General features: G+C 58.4%; 18 protein-coding genes. 7 read left to right on the forward strand and 11 right to left on the reverse strand.

Features of this window, described 5'->3' with window-relative positions; all coding sequences use genetic code 11:
* Positions 1-11 precede the first annotated feature (11 nt).
* The 5 genes from AB4P92_RS24990 to AB4P92_RS25010 form a co-directional block, all read right to left on the reverse strand.
* The gene (locus AB4P92_RS24990; RefSeq protein WP_042560247.1) at positions 12-1,340 is read right to left on the reverse strand and encodes a deoxyguanosinetriphosphate triphosphohydrolase; all 1,329 of its coding nucleotides are present in this window, start codon (positions 1,338-1,340) and stop codon (positions 12-14) included.
* Between the two features lie 70 nt (positions 1,341-1,410).
* A complete protein-coding gene (locus AB4P92_RS24995) occupies positions 1,411-2,574 on the reverse strand; it encodes an EAL domain-containing protein (RefSeq protein WP_395598321.1) in 1,164 nt (387 codons plus the stop codon).
* Between the two features lie 123 nt (positions 2,575-2,697).
* Entirely contained in the window at positions 2,698-3,036 is a 339-nt protein-coding gene (locus AB4P92_RS25000; protein WP_395598322.1) for a hypothetical protein, read from the reverse strand.
* Positions 3,033-3,419 (reverse strand): phage holin family protein, encoded by a 387-nt coding sequence (locus AB4P92_RS25005; RefSeq protein ID WP_042560244.1) that lies wholly within the window; start codon positions 3,417-3,419, stop codon positions 3,033-3,035. The genes AB4P92_RS25000 and AB4P92_RS25005 overlap by 4 nt, the downstream gene beginning before the upstream one ends.
* Positions 3,420-3,421: 2 nt before the next feature.
* The gene (locus tag AB4P92_RS25010; RefSeq protein ID WP_042560243.1) at positions 3,422-3,736 is read right to left on the reverse strand and encodes a YqjD family protein; all 315 of its coding nucleotides are present in this window, start codon (positions 3,734-3,736) and stop codon (positions 3,422-3,424) included.
* Between the two features lie 307 nt (positions 3,737-4,043).
* On the opposite strand from AB4P92_RS25010, the gene AB4P92_RS25015 reads away from it, so the two are divergent.
* A complete protein-coding gene (locus tag AB4P92_RS25015) occupies positions 4,044-5,252 on the forward strand; it encodes an ammonium transporter (RefSeq protein ID WP_047302331.1) in 1,209 nt (402 codons plus the stop codon).
* Here the strand turns inward: AB4P92_RS25015 and AB4P92_RS25020 are convergent.
* Positions 5,249-6,961 (reverse strand): cation:proton antiporter, encoded by a 1,713-nt coding sequence (locus AB4P92_RS25020; protein ID WP_395598323.1) that lies wholly within the window; start codon positions 6,959-6,961, stop codon positions 5,249-5,251. The two genes, AB4P92_RS25015 and AB4P92_RS25020, sit on opposite strands and share 4 nt — an antisense overlap.
* Before the next feature lie 207 nt (positions 6,962-7,168).
* Here AB4P92_RS25020 and AB4P92_RS25025 point away from each other — a divergent pair, with 207 nt between their 5' ends.
* The 3 genes from AB4P92_RS25025 (at position 7,169) to AB4P92_RS25035 (ending at position 8,796) form a co-directional block, all read left to right on the forward strand.
* Positions 7,169-7,405, forward strand: a complete 237-nt coding sequence (locus AB4P92_RS25025; protein WP_042560240.1) for a glutaredoxin family protein — start codon at positions 7,169-7,171, stop codon at positions 7,403-7,405.
* Between the two features lie 111 nt (positions 7,406-7,516).
* A complete protein-coding gene (locus tag AB4P92_RS25030) occupies positions 7,517-7,834 on the forward strand; it encodes a transcriptional regulator (protein WP_042560239.1) in 318 nt (105 codons plus the stop codon).
* 71 nt (positions 7,835-7,905) lie between these two features.
* Positions 7,906-8,796, forward strand: coding sequence for a pseudouridine synthase (locus AB4P92_RS25035; RefSeq protein ID WP_395598324.1), 891 nt, complete (start codon positions 7,906-7,908; stop codon positions 8,794-8,796).
* 80 nt (positions 8,797-8,876) lie between these two features.
* Here the strand turns inward: AB4P92_RS25035 and AB4P92_RS25040 are convergent, their stop codons facing one another.
* Both AB4P92_RS25040 and mobA read right to left on the reverse strand, forming a co-directional pair.
* Positions 8,877-9,098 (reverse strand): YgdI/YgdR family lipoprotein, encoded by a 222-nt coding sequence (locus tag AB4P92_RS25040; RefSeq protein ID WP_016770600.1) that lies wholly within the window; start codon positions 9,096-9,098, stop codon positions 8,877-8,879.
* A gap of 78 nt (positions 9,099-9,176) precedes the next feature.
* Positions 9,177-9,779: a molybdenum cofactor guanylyltransferase MobA gene (gene mobA / locus AB4P92_RS25045; RefSeq protein ID WP_395598325.1), complete on the reverse strand. Its 603-nt coding sequence runs from the start codon at positions 9,777-9,779 to the stop codon at positions 9,177-9,179.
* 81 nt (positions 9,780-9,860) lie between these two features.
* Here mobA and moaB point away from each other — a divergent pair, with 81 nt between their 5' ends.
* Complete coding sequence (gene moaB / locus AB4P92_RS25050; protein WP_042560237.1) at positions 9,861-10,400, forward strand: molybdenum cofactor biosynthesis protein B; 540 nt, start codon at positions 9,861-9,863, stop codon at positions 10,398-10,400.
* A complete protein-coding gene (gene glp / locus AB4P92_RS25055) occupies positions 10,384-11,610 on the forward strand; it encodes a gephyrin-like molybdotransferase Glp (protein WP_395598326.1) in 1,227 nt (408 codons plus the stop codon). The genes moaB and glp overlap by 17 nt, the downstream gene beginning before the upstream one ends.
* 61 nt (positions 11,611-11,671) lie before the next feature.
* Here glp and AB4P92_RS25060 read toward each other — a convergent pair whose 3' ends face one another.
* The gene (locus tag AB4P92_RS25060; protein WP_200616711.1) at positions 11,672-11,971 is read right to left on the reverse strand and encodes a hypothetical protein; all 300 of its coding nucleotides are present in this window, start codon (positions 11,969-11,971) and stop codon (positions 11,672-11,674) included.
* 311 nt (positions 11,972-12,282) lie between these two features.
* Between AB4P92_RS25060 and yegS the strand changes: the two genes are divergently transcribed.
* Complete coding sequence (gene yegS / locus AB4P92_RS25065; RefSeq protein WP_042560234.1) at positions 12,283-13,200, forward strand: lipid kinase YegS; 918 nt, start codon at positions 12,283-12,285, stop codon at positions 13,198-13,200.
* Here the strand turns inward: yegS and AB4P92_RS25070 are convergent.
* Positions 13,184-13,840, reverse strand: a complete 657-nt coding sequence (locus AB4P92_RS25070) for a response regulator transcription factor (protein ID WP_042560233.1) — start codon at positions 13,838-13,840, stop codon at positions 13,184-13,186. The two genes, yegS and AB4P92_RS25070, sit on opposite strands and share 17 nt — an antisense overlap.
* Positions 13,837-14,730, reverse strand: a complete 894-nt coding sequence (locus AB4P92_RS25075) for a sensor histidine kinase (RefSeq protein ID WP_042560232.1) — start codon at positions 14,728-14,730, stop codon at positions 13,837-13,839. The genes AB4P92_RS25070 and AB4P92_RS25075 overlap by 4 nt, the downstream gene beginning before the upstream one ends.
* Positions 14,731-15,071 lie beyond the last annotated feature (341 nt).

The raw sequence follows: 15,071 nt of genomic DNA on the forward strand, positions 1-15,071 counted from the left end.
ACGAGGCGAAGTCAGTGACTGGAGCGACCGGTCATTTCCAGCGCCATGTCGCTGGCGTAGCCGTCGGTCATGCCCGCGATGAAATCGATCATGCGCAAAAATGACGTGTGCAGCGAACCTTGCGGGTCAGGCGCGTTGTTGCCCAGCAGATCGAGGATGCGCCGGCTCTTGAACGACGGGGTGCGTCCATTGTGTTGTTCCAGTGCGGCGCCGCAAAAGGAATTGAGCAGGATCTCCAGCGTCGTGTAGGCGCCGATTTCGTGCAGGGTCTTGCGTTTGTCCTGGAAAATCTTCTTGCGGGCAATGTCCTTGGCGTTCAATACACAGCGCTTGGCCGGGCCATGCATGTGCTCGACCAGATCGCCGTGCAGCGTGCCGGCCAGCAACGCGTCCTGTTGCTCGACAAAGGCTCGCGCCGCTGCATTGGTCAGATGTTCGATGGCCTTGCCGCGCAGGATCGCGAGTTTGCGCCGCCGCGAATCCTGCGGGCCAAGCTGGCGGTAGGTTTCCGGCAGGTCATCGCCCACCAGTCCGAGCAGCAGCGATTCGACTTCGGCGTACTCCAGCAACTCCATCTCAAGGCCGTCTTCGAGATCGATCAGCGCATAGCAGATGTCATCGGCGGCTTCCATCAGGTACACCAACGGATGACGCGCCCAGCGCTGATCTTCGAGTTGTGGCAGGCCAAGCTTGTGAGCAATCTGCTCCAGCAGCGGCAGTTCGCTCTGATAGCAGCCGAACTTGTGTTTCTTGTAGCCGAGGGAGTCCGCGTGACGGGCCGTCCACGGGTATTTCAGATAAGTGCCGAGGGTGGCATAAGTCAGGCGCGTACCGCCGTCGAACTGATGGTACTCAAGCTGAGTGAGCACGCGGAAACCCTGGGCATTACCTTCGAAATTGAGGAAGTCACCGCGCTCGGCTTCGCTCATGCCATCCAGCCAGCCGCGCCCGGCCGCCTGCTGAAACCAATGGCGAATCGCGTCTTCACCGGAATGGCCGAATGGCGGGTTGCCGATGTCATGAGCGAGGCAGGCCGATTGCACTACCATGCCCAGGTCACTCGGATCGCACCATTGCGGCAGCGCACTGCGCAGTGTTTCGCCGACGCGCATACCCAGCGAGCGGCCCACACAACTGACTTCCAGCGAGTGGGTCAGGCGGGTGTGAATGTGATCGTTGCTGGTAACCGGATGCACCTGGGTTTTACGACCCAGGCGGCGGAAGGCGCCTGAAAAAATGATGCGGTCATGATCTTTGTGAAAAGGGCTGCGGCCAAGTTCCTGCGGGCTGTGCAGCGGCTTTCCTAGACGTTCGCGGTTGAGCAGGGTTTGCCAATCCAAGGCTGATTCTCTCCGTCTGATGGATGAATTGTCCTAGCTTCCCGGTTCAGGTCTGCGCCTGCAAGTGGAACTACAGTCCCGCCGCATCAATGTCGATCAACAGCAACCGCTCACCGTTGTCGAAAAATTGCCCGGCCGTCAGGCAATACTGGTTGCTGGTGGCATCACGGTAGGTGTTGGACAGGGTCAGGCGCCGCTCCTCCCAGCCCTCGGCGAGCAAATGGTAGAAGTACGGACGCCACGACCAGTTGTGCCCCAGATAGCGGTCATCGGATACCCAGCCGTCGTGGCGCCATTCCAGATTGGGGGTCAGTTGCGTGCCATGGCGATCGCATTGGTAAAACCGCAGCAGCCATGGGAAAGCGTCCAGTTGCGGTAATGCGCTGAGTGGCGCACGAGCGTGTGCCCAGTTTTGCAGGATCGCCATCAATTCACTGAGTTGATGGCGCATCTGCATCAATCGTCCTCGCTCGGTGAGCTTTTGCTGAACGTAACGCTGGCGCAGTTCGGCAAAACGTCGCACAAACGCGTCGGTGGCAAAGAACTCCTCTTGCGCCCGCGCGAACAGAAAACCCTGCACATAACGCGATCCGCATTCCAGGGCAAAATTCAGTTGTGCTTCGGTCTCGACGCCCTCGGCGATGATCCAGCACCCCGTCTTCTCGGCCATCTGCGCCAGGGCCTTGACCACGTCGCTGCTTGGCCCGCCTCTAGCTGCGGCCTGAAACAGGCGCATGTCGAGTTTGAGAATGTCCGGTTGCAGGGCCAGCACCCGATCGAGCTGCGAGTGACCGGCGCCAAAATCGTCGATAGCGATTCGCGCCCCCGCCTTGCGATAGCGGCCAACCACTTCGGCCAGACGTTGGCTGTTACCGCCAAGTTCGGTGATCTCGAACACGATGCGTTGCGGATCGACATTGTGTCGCGCCATTTGTTTGAGGCTGGGCAGCGCCTGGTCGGGGCGCAGACGGCTGATCCAGTGGGGCGACATATTCAGGCTGAGAAACCAGTCTGCCGGGGCTTCGTGCAGACGGCTCAAGGCGTTGTCGCGGATCTGTCGGTCGAGGCGGCGTAGGGCAATGGCCGGCGTACGCGGATCGGCGAACAACGGCCCGACCGATGTCAGTTGTCCATCAGCCTGGCGCAGACGGCCAAGTGCTTCGACGCCTGCAATACGTCCTGTGGCGGTATCGATGAAGGGTTGATAGCAGGCGAGCGGTTGCCCGTCGATCACGAGGCCTCCTTAGTCGTTGTTGTTCTGAGTGAACCCGCCGACCGGGTAGGCACGCGGGATTGAACCTCCAGGTAAAGAGGTCAATCCCGCCGACATTGCAAGAATGTAGCCAGATACGTCAGTTCAGCGCTTGCCAGGACTCTGCATGACCAGTCTGATCAGTGGCCCAAGGCTGGTTCCCAGGCGAATCAGTCGAGTCAGACCACCGACACCGCCGCTTTTCGCGCCTTTGCCGGTGATAAAACCCAACAGCGTGACCGCGGCAACACCCCACAACGGCGCGTGTTTGATCCCGAATCCGCCTTGCAGGTTTTGCGACATGTCACGCATGCGCTGCAGAGGTTGCAGCACTTGCCCGGCTTCGTGGCGGATTTCCTGCCGATGCATTTCCATGCGCAGGCGAATCAGTGCCTTGCGCATTTCCCGTCGTGAGCTGTTGTGTGGAAGTTCAGGCAGACTCATGGCAGCAGGCGCTCCCGGTCGTTGGCCAGCTCTTCGAGCGTGCCATGGAAGGGTGAGGATTCATCGAACACCGCAGCCTTGAGGCGCAATCCGCAGAACGCAGCCGCAAGGGTATAGAACACGCACAGGCCGATGATCGCAGGTAAGCGATAGGTGTCCCAGAATACGATCAACACCAGCGTCGACAAGCCGACAAGCAACAGCAGGGCAAACACCAAAGCCAGACCTGCGAACAACAACAGGCTGACCGTGCGTGCTTTCTGTTCCTGCAGTTCGATGCCGAACAACTCGACATGACTGTGCAACAAGCCGAGGACAGCGGCGCCCAGACGCCGCGTGGAGGATGAGGTGCCCGCAGCCGGGCCGGATTCACCGATCGACATAATCAGCGCCGAGTAGCTAGCAGGCCGATCAAAAAGCCCACACCGGCAGCGATGCCCACGGACTGCCAAGGATTGGCCGACACGTAGTCTTCGGTGGCGGTGACTGCGGCCTGACCGCGTTCGCGCAAGGTGTCTTCGGTCAGCTTCAGGGTTTCGCGTGCACGCAGCAGGCTGTCGTGGATCTGTGCACGCAGCTCATCTGCCTGATCACCGGCCAGAGTGGCGGTGTGCTCGAGCAACCGCTCGGTGTCGGCGACCAGGGTCTGGAAGTCGTTCATCAGGATGTCTTGAGCAGTCTTTGCCTTGATGCTGGCCATGGGTGGATCTCCGTATATGTGGCTTCTGAATCGTTCGAGTATGAGCCTTGCGTGAAGGTTCAGTACAAATGACTGGTACAACTTTTGCTGTGTCGTGGTGCGTCGGTGGTCAGTCGTGCGCTGTTGCCGGGCGTACAGGCCGCAAAAGCCTGACGCAAATTATGCCGGTTCGTGCCAGCACCTCGATCTCGTGCGCCAAAGCGGTTCATCGGACCTTCCGGTTCATGACTGCGCTGGCGCAACTTGGTGCATGAAATGTGTGCATGAACAGCTTTGGTGCCTTTTTATCTTTCAGGTCTGCCTCTTTATGGAAAATCTGCAAAGCGCTGTGGAAACACTGGTTCACAGCTCCAATACGTTGTTCATCCTGATCGGTGCGGTGATGGTGCTGGCGATGCATGCCGGTTTCGCCTTTCTGGAAGTCGGTACGGTACGCCAGAAAAACCAGGTTAACGCGCTGTCGAAGATTCTCAGCGATTTCGCTGTCTCGACCTTGGCCTATTTCTTTATAGGTTACTGGATCTCTTATGGTGTGACCTTCATGCAGCCGGCGGCAGTGTTGAGCGCCGATCATGGTTATGGGCTGGTGAAGTTTTTTTTCCTGCTGACCTTCGCAGCGGCGATCCCGGCAATTATCTCCGGAGGCATTGCCGAACGCGCGCGCTTCGTTCCGCAGTTGTGCGCCACGGCGCTGATCGTTGCGTTCATCTATCCGTTTTTCGAAGGGATGATCTGGAACGGCAACTATGGTCTGCAGGCCTGGCTGACGGCTCGGTTCGGCGCCGCGTTTCATGATTTTGCAGGTTCCGTAGTGGTGCATGCCATGGGCGGCTGGCTGGCGCTGGCGGCGGTACTGTTGCTGGGGCCGCGCAACGGGCGTTATCGCGACGGACGACTGGTGGCCTTCGCGCCATCGAGCATTCCATTTCTGGCATTGGGCTCGTGGATTCTGATTGTCGGCTGGTTCGGCTTTAACGTGATGAGCGCACAGACCTTGCAAGGCGTCAGCGGCCTGGTGGCGGTCAACTCGCTGATGGCGATGGTCGGCGGCACCATGGCGGCATTGGTCGTCGGGCGCAATGACCCAGGCTTTCTGCATAACGGCCCGCTGGCCGGATTGGTGGCGATCTGCGCAGGTTCCGATCTGATGCATCCGGTCGGTGCTCTGGTGACCGGGGCCATCGCTGGCGCGCTGTTTGTCTGGTGCTTTACGGCGGCGCAGGTCAAGTGGCGCATCGACGATGTGCTGGGCGTGTGGCCGTTGCACGGTTTGTGCGGCGTGTGGGGCGGGATTGCCTGCGGGATTTTCGGCCAGACCGCGCTCGGCGGGCTTGGCGGCGTCAGCCTGATCAGCCAGATGATCGGCACGGCGCTCGGCGTGGCGGTGGCGTTGATCGGTGGTTTTGTGGTGTACGGCGCGATCAAGGCGCTGCATGGGCTGCGCCTGAGTCAGGAACAAGAGTATTACGGCGCCGACCTGTCGGTGCACAAGATCGGCGCGGTGAGCCAGGATTAGGTTTCTTCATCATTGGCTCCGGAATAAAAACCGTGCAGCAGGCGATATCGGTCTCTTCGCACTTGATCGGCTTTCTCTTGTACTTGTCGCGCCGACAAGCCGAGCATGATCAAGGCGTGAGAGCCGAGCATCAGGCTCGATTCCAACAGCTCCGGCACCACTTCACTGGCGCCGGCAGCTTTGAGTTCGGCCAATTCGCTGTCGTCGCGGGTGCGTACCAGGATCGGTATTTGATTATTGAGGCGACGTGCCTCCTTGAGAATGCGCATCGCAACGTCGGTTTGATCCACCGCAATCACTAGCAGTTTTGCGCGTAGCAGGCCGACGGCGGTGAGCAAGTCACCGCGTGATGAGTCGCCGTAATGCACGTCACTTTCTTCGGTGGCGGCTTCCTGTACCCGCACCGGGTCATTGTCCAAAGCGATGTAAGGCTGCTTTGCGTTACGCATGAAGCGGCCGATGGATTGACCGACCCGTCCGTATCCGCAAATCACCACATGCTGGTCGAGGTCGGCGTTGAGCGCGCTGATGTGCTCGATCTGTGCTTCCTCATTGGGTTTGCGGTGCAGGGCCGTGGCGATGCGTGGGGCTGCGCGTAACAGGATGGGGGTCAGCAGCATCGAGCAGAACGTCGCTGCAAGCAGCAAGGCGCCAAGCTTTTCGGGCAGCATGCTGTTCTGTTGCATCTGCGCCATCAGCGCGAAGCAGAATTCGCCTCCCTGGGCCAGCGCCAGACCACTGCGCCATGCGGTTTCACTGTCACTGCCGCGCCACTTCACCAGCAACGCCACCACGACGCCTTTGATGATCATCAAGCCGACAGTCAGTCCAAGGATCAACAGGCCGTCGCTGACGAACAATTGCAGGTCGATCAGCATGCCGATGCTGACAAAAAACACCCCGAGCAGAATGTCGCGGAAGGGCCGGATATCGGCTTCGATCTGATGCCGGTAATGGCTTTCACCCAGCAACATGCCGGCCAGAAAAGCACCCAGGGCGGGAGACAGGCCGAGCAAGTGAGTCAGCCACGCGGTAAGCAGCACAATCACCAGCGCCAACAGCACGAATAATTCTGCCGAGCGTGAGGCCGCGACTTCGTGGAACAGCCGGGGCAGCAACCAACGACTGGCCAGCAACAGACCGACAAACAACACCACGGTTTTCGCCAGCGTCAGCGGCAATGCCCAGTACCAGGCCTGATCGCTGCTGCCGGCGAAAACGGGCACCAGGGTCAGCAGCAACACCGCGACCACATCCTGAAACAGCAAGACGCCGACCGCATTCTGGCCGTGGCTGCTGAACACCTCACCGAGGCTGCCCAATTCCTTGGTCACGATCGCCGTGGAGGACAACGCGAGCCCGGCGCCGAGCAGAAACGCTGGCGTTATCGGCATGCCCAGGAGCATCAATAACAGGCCCAGCACTGCCGCGCTGACCAATACTTGCTGACTGCCAAGACGAAACACCAATTGGCGCAAGGCGATCATCTTTGAAAGGGAAAACTCCAGGCCGAGGGAAAAAAGCAGGAACACCACGCCCAGCTCCGCCACGTCGGGCAGATGTTCACTCTCATTGACCCAATCGAATGCATTGGGGCCGACCAGCAATCCCACGCACAGATAGCCCAATACTGGTGGCAGCCGCAGGCGGCGAAACAGTGCAATCACCACTAGGGATGAGGCAAGGATGATCAACAGGTTGGCAAACACTAGACACTCCGAGGTCAGGCTCTAGCTTCTCAAGCGTAGAAGCAAAAAAACCGTAAGCATCGCGTAATCGTCTTTTGCGTGCGCTGATTTGCATCAGGGTTTTGCGCGCCAGCTGCTGCACATGCGCTCAAGCCTTTGGGCGGCGGTGGCTCGACGGGTTTTCAGTGGCGGCCTAGAATAGGCGGATTAATTTGTGGTTGAGCAATCATGCCTCCTGAATGTCAGCTGTTCGGCACCCTGGGGTGTCATCTGTGTGAAGTCGCTGAAGCTGAGCTGATGCCTCTCGTCGAACACGGCCTGCTGGTTGAACTGGTGGATATCGCCGAAGACGAATCCTGGTATGAGGCTTACAGCCTGCGGATTCCGGTGCTGCGGCGAGTCGACACCGGAGCGGAACTGGACTGGCCATTCAGCGCCGACGAGGTTGTGAATTTCCTGAGCTAGCCTGTTCCCTTGCAGCGCCCGCTGGTCGCCAGCACAAATCCATCCCTTGGCACTTCCCGGCTTATTCGGTTACTGTATGTTCATACAGTAATTGGGTCAGAGGGACGAACCGTGGTCAATGTCGAACAGTTGAAGAACAGCGTGAACCGGATGTCGGTTGACGTGGTGCGCGAGGCCGTTCTGGAATTGCGCCTGGACGGGTTGGTCACGGAAGGCAAGACGCCATTCAACAAGCTGCATTTCAATACGTGTTTTGCAGAGATCGAAGCCTTGTTTCAGCGCGCCGGTTATCACAAGCAACTGGACGTGGTCGGGTATCAGGGTCTGATGTACGCCTTGTATGACCCGGGTCGTTGGGAGGCTGTCGACGTGTTGCGCTGGCTCAAGGAGTTCACCGACGCTGCGGCGCTCAAATCGATTCCGGCCTGAGGATTCTGCGCTAGGTTCGTTTCCCTCAGTGCTGGATAATGCCGGCCTGCATTGAGGGTTCGAATTTTCATATGTCCACATCAACGTTTTCCGCTGCACAGAATCAGGCCAGCACGCTTTATCTGCCGCCCGGCGCCTGGCTGACCGTACTCGATTGCTTGTGCGAGCATTTCAGCGCCATTGGACGCGAGCAGTGGCTGGACCGGATCGCTCGGGGCCGGGTGCTGGATGCTCACGGTCAGCCGATAGCGCAGGATTTGCCCTACAAGGAAGGCCTGCGCATTCACTACTTTCGCGAAGTGCCGGACGAAAAACCGATCCCTGTGGTCGAGTCGATTCTCTATGCCGATGAGCACCTGGTGGTGGCTGACAAGCCGCATTTTCTACCAGTGACGCCGGCCGGCGAGTACGTAGAGCAGACCTTGCTGCGCAGGCTGATCCGGCGTCTGGACAATCCCCATCTGGTGCCCCTGCACAGGATCGACCGGCATACCGCGGGGCTGGTGATTTTCTCGGCCAACCCGCTAACCCGTTCCGCCTATCAGTCGATGTTTCCAACGCGACAGATCGACAAGCGCTACGAAGCCATTGCCCCGGCATTGCCTGGACTCGATTTTCCCTTGGTGCACAAAAGCCGTCTGGTCGATGGCGAACCGTTTTTCCGAATGCAAGAGGGGCCCGGTGTCAGCAACACCGAAACGGCGGTAGAGGTTCGGGAAAAGAACGGCGACCTTTGGCGTTATGGCCTGTACCCGGTGACCGGCAAAAAACATCAGCTTCGGGTACACATGACCGCGCTAGGCGCGAGTATCTGCAATGACCCGTTTTACCCCGACGCACTGAAAGACGTTGAGGATGACTACACTAATCCATTGAAGCTTCTGGCGCAGGGCTTGCGTTTTATCGACCCGGTCACTGGTGAGGAGCGCGAGTTCGAAAGTCGTATCACTTTGCAGTGGTGACGTCGTAGCAACTTTTCGAGCGCCCATGAAAAAGCCCGCAATCAATGCGGGCTTTTCTGTGTCCGGCGTCGCCGTTGAGCTTACAGCTCTTTAACGGTACGAACCTGATCCTTGTTGATGCGTGTTTCTTTGCCGTCCAGTTGCTGGAACTCGTAGAAGCCCGAATCGTCATCGTATTTCGGGGTGTCGACGGCCTGGATTTCGCGACCATCATTCAAGGTGATCACTGTAGGCGAGGAGCAACCTGCGAGGGTAGCAAGGCCCAGTGCGAGCATGAAAGTGGCGAGGGTCCGTTGAGTCATGAGTGTGTCTCCGAATGGGAATTCTTTTGGTTACTGAGCTTGAGACGTATACAAGGCGTGAGAGTTCCTTGAATAGTGTCAGTCTGACACAGTGTTGTGAGCATTTAACAGTTCGGGAGTGTTGAGGTTGGCCAGTCGCGGGTCGTTCTCGGGACATTTCAGCGCCATGGCACCCAGCTCGCGCATGACCCGACCGGGGCTGCGTTCGCCAGCGTTCCAGGCGTTTTCGAATGCCGGTGAAAGGGCTGCCGGAATCACACACAACAGCGGTTCCCAATGTTCGTCATGCCACAACATTAAAGGTTTTTCAGGATTCTGATTGGCGGACTCGCGCATGCTTTGCAGCAATGCATGGTCGATCAGCGGGACATCGCAAGGCAGTACCAGCAAGTGCGAATGTCGCGCGGCTTTGAGGCCTGCGCGAATACCGGCCAACGGCCCTGGAAAGTCGCCTTCGTCATCCTCCACCAATTGATCGGCAAGCGGCGCGTAACGCTCGCGATTGCGGTTGCAGGAAATGATCAGGTCATCGGTCAGCGGACGGGTCTTGCGCTGCAAATGCGCAATCAACGGTTCGCCCTGCCATTGCACCAGACCTTTGTCCTGGCCGCCCATGCGTTGGCCGCGCCCGCCCGCCAGGAGCAGAATTGAGCAGGGCGGCAGTTGCGTATCAAAGGTCATGGCAGCTCTCCACAGGGGCGGCGAAAAAACAGGCCGCTGTGATATAACACCGCACCGTTTCTCCTACAACTGGACGAGCCTATGAAAGCCAAGGCTGATGTACCTTTCGTGCCGCTCAATATCGCGGTGCTGACTGTCAGTGATACCCGTACTCTGGAAACCGACACCTCAGGCCAGGTCTTTGTCGACCGCCTGGCAGCGGCCGGCCACAATCTGGCGGCGCGGGTCCTGCTTAAAGATGACCTCTACAAAATTCGCGCGCAAGTCGCCAACTGGATCGCCGACGATGTGGTGCAGGTTGTGCTGATTACCGGTGGCACCGGGTTCACTGGCCGCGACAGTACGCCGGAAGCTGTGGCGTGCCTGCTCGACAAGCAAGTGGATGGGTTTGGCGAGTTGTTCCGACAGATATCGGTGGCCGATATCGGCACTTCTACCGTGCAGTCCCGTGCGCTGGCCGGTCTGGCCAACGGTACGCTGGTTTGCTGTCTGCCAGGCTCGACCAACGCCGTGCGCACGGGTTGGGATGGCATTCTCGGTGAGCAACTGGACGCTCGTCACCGTCCATGCAATTTCGTCACTCATCTGAAGCAGGCCGCGCCTTGTGAATCCCGTGGGTAAGCCGGGCAAGACGGGCTCGCTGATGCCCGTCGAAGTTGCGCTGGCGCGTCTGCTGGAAATGGCTGAAGCGTCACCGATTGCCGAGCAGGAATATTTGCCGCTGGCGCAGGTCGAGGGCCGAGTGCTGGCCGAAGACCTCGTTTCGACCCTGGATTTGCCACCCTGGCCGAACAGCGCAATGGACGGTTATGCCCTGAACCTGGTCGACTGGACGGGCGAAGCCATGACGGTCAGTCAAAAGGTGTTCGCCGGACAATCTCCGCAAGCCCTGAAACCCGGCACGTGCGCGCGGATTTTCACCGGGGCACCGGTACCGCCGGGCGCCGATTGCGTAGAAATGCAGGAAAACGCTGAGGTTCAGGCTGATGGAAGCGTGCGCTTCATCCAGCCGATGAAGATTGGCCAGAACATTCGCCCGCAAGGCCAGGAAACCACGGTCGGCGAGTTGATCTTGGCGGCCGGAACCCGGCTTGGCCCGATAGAGCAGGGTTTGGTTGCCTCGCTGGGCTGTGCCGGCGTTAAGGTTGTGCGCAAGGTTCGCGTGGCGGTGATTTCCACCGGTGACGAATTGGTCGAGCCGGGGCAGCCGCTGGGGCCGGGTCAGATCTACAACAGCAATCGGGTGTTGCTGTGCAGCTGGTTGGAACGCCTGGGCTGCGAAGTGATCGACGCCGGTATTTTGCCGGATGATCTCGCCACCACCCGTGTCCGTTTGGGTGAGTTGCAGGATGTTGATTTGATTCTTTCCACCGGTGGTGTCTCGGTGGGGGAAGCTGATTTTCTCGGTATCGCCTTGCGAGAAGAAGGGGAGTTGGCCCTCTGGAAGCTAGCGATCAAGCCCGGTAAACCGCTGACATTCGGCCATTTCCGCAATGTGCCGGTTATCGGGTTGCCTGGCAATCCGGCTTCGACGTTGGTGACGTTTGCATTACTGGCCCGACCTTATTTGTTGCGACGTCAGGGGGGGCAGGACGTCGAGCCGTTGAAGTTCCCGGTACCAGCAGGCTTTGTCTGGCCTGTTGCCGGTAATCGGCGTGAATATCTGCGGGGCCGTCTTGAGCAGGGGCGGGCGACTATTTACCGTAACCAGAGCTCGGGTGTGCTGCGCAGCGCCGCGTGGGCAGACGGATTGGTGGAAGTGCTGGAGGGGCGCACACTGCTCGAAGGAGACGAGGTCGTCTTCATCCCGCTAAGTGAACTCCTGGGCTGAATCCTGTCCCGCAATTGCAGGCATGGGCTGATCCAGCCGGTGCCTGCAAAGTTTCATTCGTTCAATGGCTTAGCAGGGTAACCAACTGGTCGAATCGGCTGTTGGCCACCCAACCCAGCAGACCCATCACTACGGCGGTTGCACCCGCCGAGTAGGCCAGACGATGTTTGATCGTTCTGACGTCACTGCGGACTTCGTCCATGTCCCGTCGAATATATTTGAGGTGGGTTTCCAGTTCGGTCACACGAGGTTCCATATCAACTTCTCCAGTGGTCTTCTTGAAATCGGACGAGTGATTCGCGCGACATTCGGTGAGGGGTGCAATCGGATTCACTGGCATTCTGGCTTCACGACCTGGCATGGAGATATCCATCTGCTGCTTCAAACCCCTGCCTGCAATATTTGCCCTCTTTACAATTGCTAAAACCCTTGGAGTAACCTCTCATTACATGCACGTCCTTGTGTAGTCGGATTGATGATTGATACCGCTCGCACACGGTGAACCAACTGTCCTACCGGGTCAATTAAGCCGATTCCTCATGTTTTGTAAGAAAAAATACCGCTGTGTAGGACGCCTCAGCCAGACGAAAGATTTATTTGCCAATCTCAGGGCTTTTTTGCGCGCCACGGTGGTCAAGATGTTTCAACCGATTCAATTCAGGGAGTGACGCTATGAGTGAACGCCGGGCACTGTTGATTCTGCATGGCAAGCAGGCACTCAACGAGGCGGTTCGCACCGCGGTCGAGGACAAACGCGAGCAAGGCTGGGAATTGGCAGTGCGCCTGACCTGGGAGGCGGGGGATGCCCAGCGCTGGGTCGAGCAAGCATTGGCGGACGGGTACACGAAAATTATCGCCGGCGGCGGAGACGGTACGTTGCGCGACATCGCCGAGGCCCTTGCGGCCCACCCGGGGAAAGCCAGTCTTGTCCTTTTGCCTTTGGGTACCGCTAACGATTTTTCCCGCGCAGCGGGGATTCCGCTGGAGCCGGCCGAGGCGCTTGAACTCCTCGATGTACCGCCGCGTGACATTGATCTGGGTGAAGTGGGCGGGCAAATTTTCCTCAACATGGCCACCGGCGGTTTTGGCAGTCAGGTCACGGCCAACACTTCAGAGGATCTGAAAAAGGTACTCGGCGGGGCAGCCTATCTGTTCACTGGTTTGACCCGGTTCAGCGAACTGCACGCCGCTTATGGCGAGCTGCAGGGGCCGGATTTCCACTGGAGTGGCGAGCTGCTGGCGTTGGGCATCGGCAATGGTCGCCAGGCTGGCGGCGGGCATGTTTTATGCCCGCAGGCGCTGGCTGACGACGGGTTGCTGGATATCAGCATCCTGCCAGCGCCACAGGAATTGGTGGGGACATTGAAAAACCTGCTCAGCGATGGATTCGGCATCGACAGTATGTTTGTCCGAACTCGCTTGCCTTGGGTTGAAATCAAGGTAGCCGAGGGGCTTTACATCAATCTTGACGGTGAGCCTCTGGAGGGCGACAGCATGCGCTTCGAGGCGCGCCCGGCGGCGTTGCAGATACACCTGCCGAAGGACTCGCCGCTATTGAGCGAAAATCTGGCGCTCAATCGTCCAGACTGATGATCTGTTCGCGTACCGCGAAAAGCACCAGGCCCGCCACATCGTAGATTTGCAGGCGCTTCATGATCTGCGAGCGGTGGGTCTCGACAGTCTTGATGCTCAAGCCCAGGCCATTGGCAATTTCCCGGGTGGATTTCCCACGCACGATCAGCCGCAGGATTTCCAGTTGTCGAGCCGTGAGGTTGTGCGATTCGGCGATTTCCGGCTGCTTCTGATTGCGAGTCAGTGCCTGATTGATCACGGTGTGGGCGATGGCCGGACTCAGGTAACGCTCGTTATTGCGCAAGGCTTCCAGGGCATGTTCGAGCTCGGTGGCCGTGGTGTCTTTAAGAAGATAGCCGTGCGCGCCGGACTCCAATGCCTGCATGATCAATGCAGGATCGGTGTGCATCGACAAAATCAGCACTTTGCTCTGGGGCCGCACACGTTTGAGTCGTTGCAGGGCTTCCAGGCCGCCGGTTTGCTTCATGGAAATATCCAACAGCACGATGTCGGGGCTGAGCTGCTCGACCATTTCGAGCAGTTGCGAGCCATCATTGGCTTCGCCAATAACCGCGTAACCTGGAATATCCAGCACCAGAGCGCGAACGCCGGCCCTGATCAGCGAGTGGTCATCCACCAGAAGTAAGTTGCAAGTCAACGCATAACCTTATTCGTACTGGCCCGCTCGAGTGCCCGCGGCGCCCAGGGGAGAAGTGCTTCGATTTGAGTGCCCTTGCCAGGCTCGCTGGTAACGCTCAGGGTGCCACCCAATTGCTCGATCCGTTCGGCCATCCCGGCCATGCCCCGCTGTCCTTCACGACCTGGATTGGCGGCTGGGGCGAACCCCAGACCGTCATCACTGATCAGCAGCGTCAAGCCTTTCGGCAGGCGCTGCACGCGTATCAGCAGGTTTTTCGCCTGTGCATGACGCAAAATATTGGTGACGGCTTCCTGGGTGATGCGGAAAGCGGCGACCGCCATTTCTTCCGGAATACCATTGAGGCGCTGCTGGCAATCTAGACTCCAGTGCACGCTGGTATTGGTCATTGTCTTGAGCAGATGCGCTCGCAGGCTGGCCTCAAGACCGAGGCTGGTCAACTGGCGGGGATTGAGAATGGCCGATACATCGCGCACTTTGTTCAGCGTCTCTTCGAGGGTTTCGCAAAGTGTGGTGCAGTGTTCCTGCAAATCTTCCGGCATGCGTCGTTTGAGCCATTCGCCTTGCAGCTTGGCGGCGGTCAGCAATTGGCCGATATCATCGTGCAATTCGCGGCTGAGCCGGTGACGCTCGTTTTCCTGGACTTCCAGCAGACGGTCAGCAAGTTCCTGTGGCTGGAATTTTATCGATTTGCGTGACAGCCGATACTGCACCCAGACACAGGCAGTGGCGGCAATATTCAGTAACAGAACGCCCAGGTAAAGTTGCGCGGAAAACCCGTAGGTCAGCAGGCTGCCAAGGGCTGCAGCGACGCACAGAATGAGTGTGAACCGACGCGCATTTTCCCGGGAGGGAGGCCATGTAGTGATTGACTTGAGGCTGGCGTACATAACGGATGGAGCCAATGGATGTTCGCTGCGGGTAGACCGGCCGGTGGCTGGCGGGTCTCTGTCTGTAAAGGGTGCCAATAATGCTAAGGATTTCAACGTGGTTCAGTGAATGTACAGGATCACCAACTTCGGGTGGATGCCTTTCTATGGAGTCACTGTGCCATTAACTTGGAAGCAATTAGTGGGCGGCATAATACCACTTAAGATACCGTTGGTCGCGTTTGCTATATATGTCCAATGGGTCAGGAAATACGGCATGTTGGACGCGAGTTCCATAATGGAAATATCGATATATTGAGTTGGATTAGTATCTGCATTGCCAGAAGTTGGAACTCTTCAGA

This window comes from Pseudomonas sp. A0308, assembly GCF_044218815.1.
Lineage (GTDB): Bacteria > Pseudomonadota > Gammaproteobacteria > Pseudomonadales > Pseudomonadaceae > Aquipseudomonas > Aquipseudomonas iridis.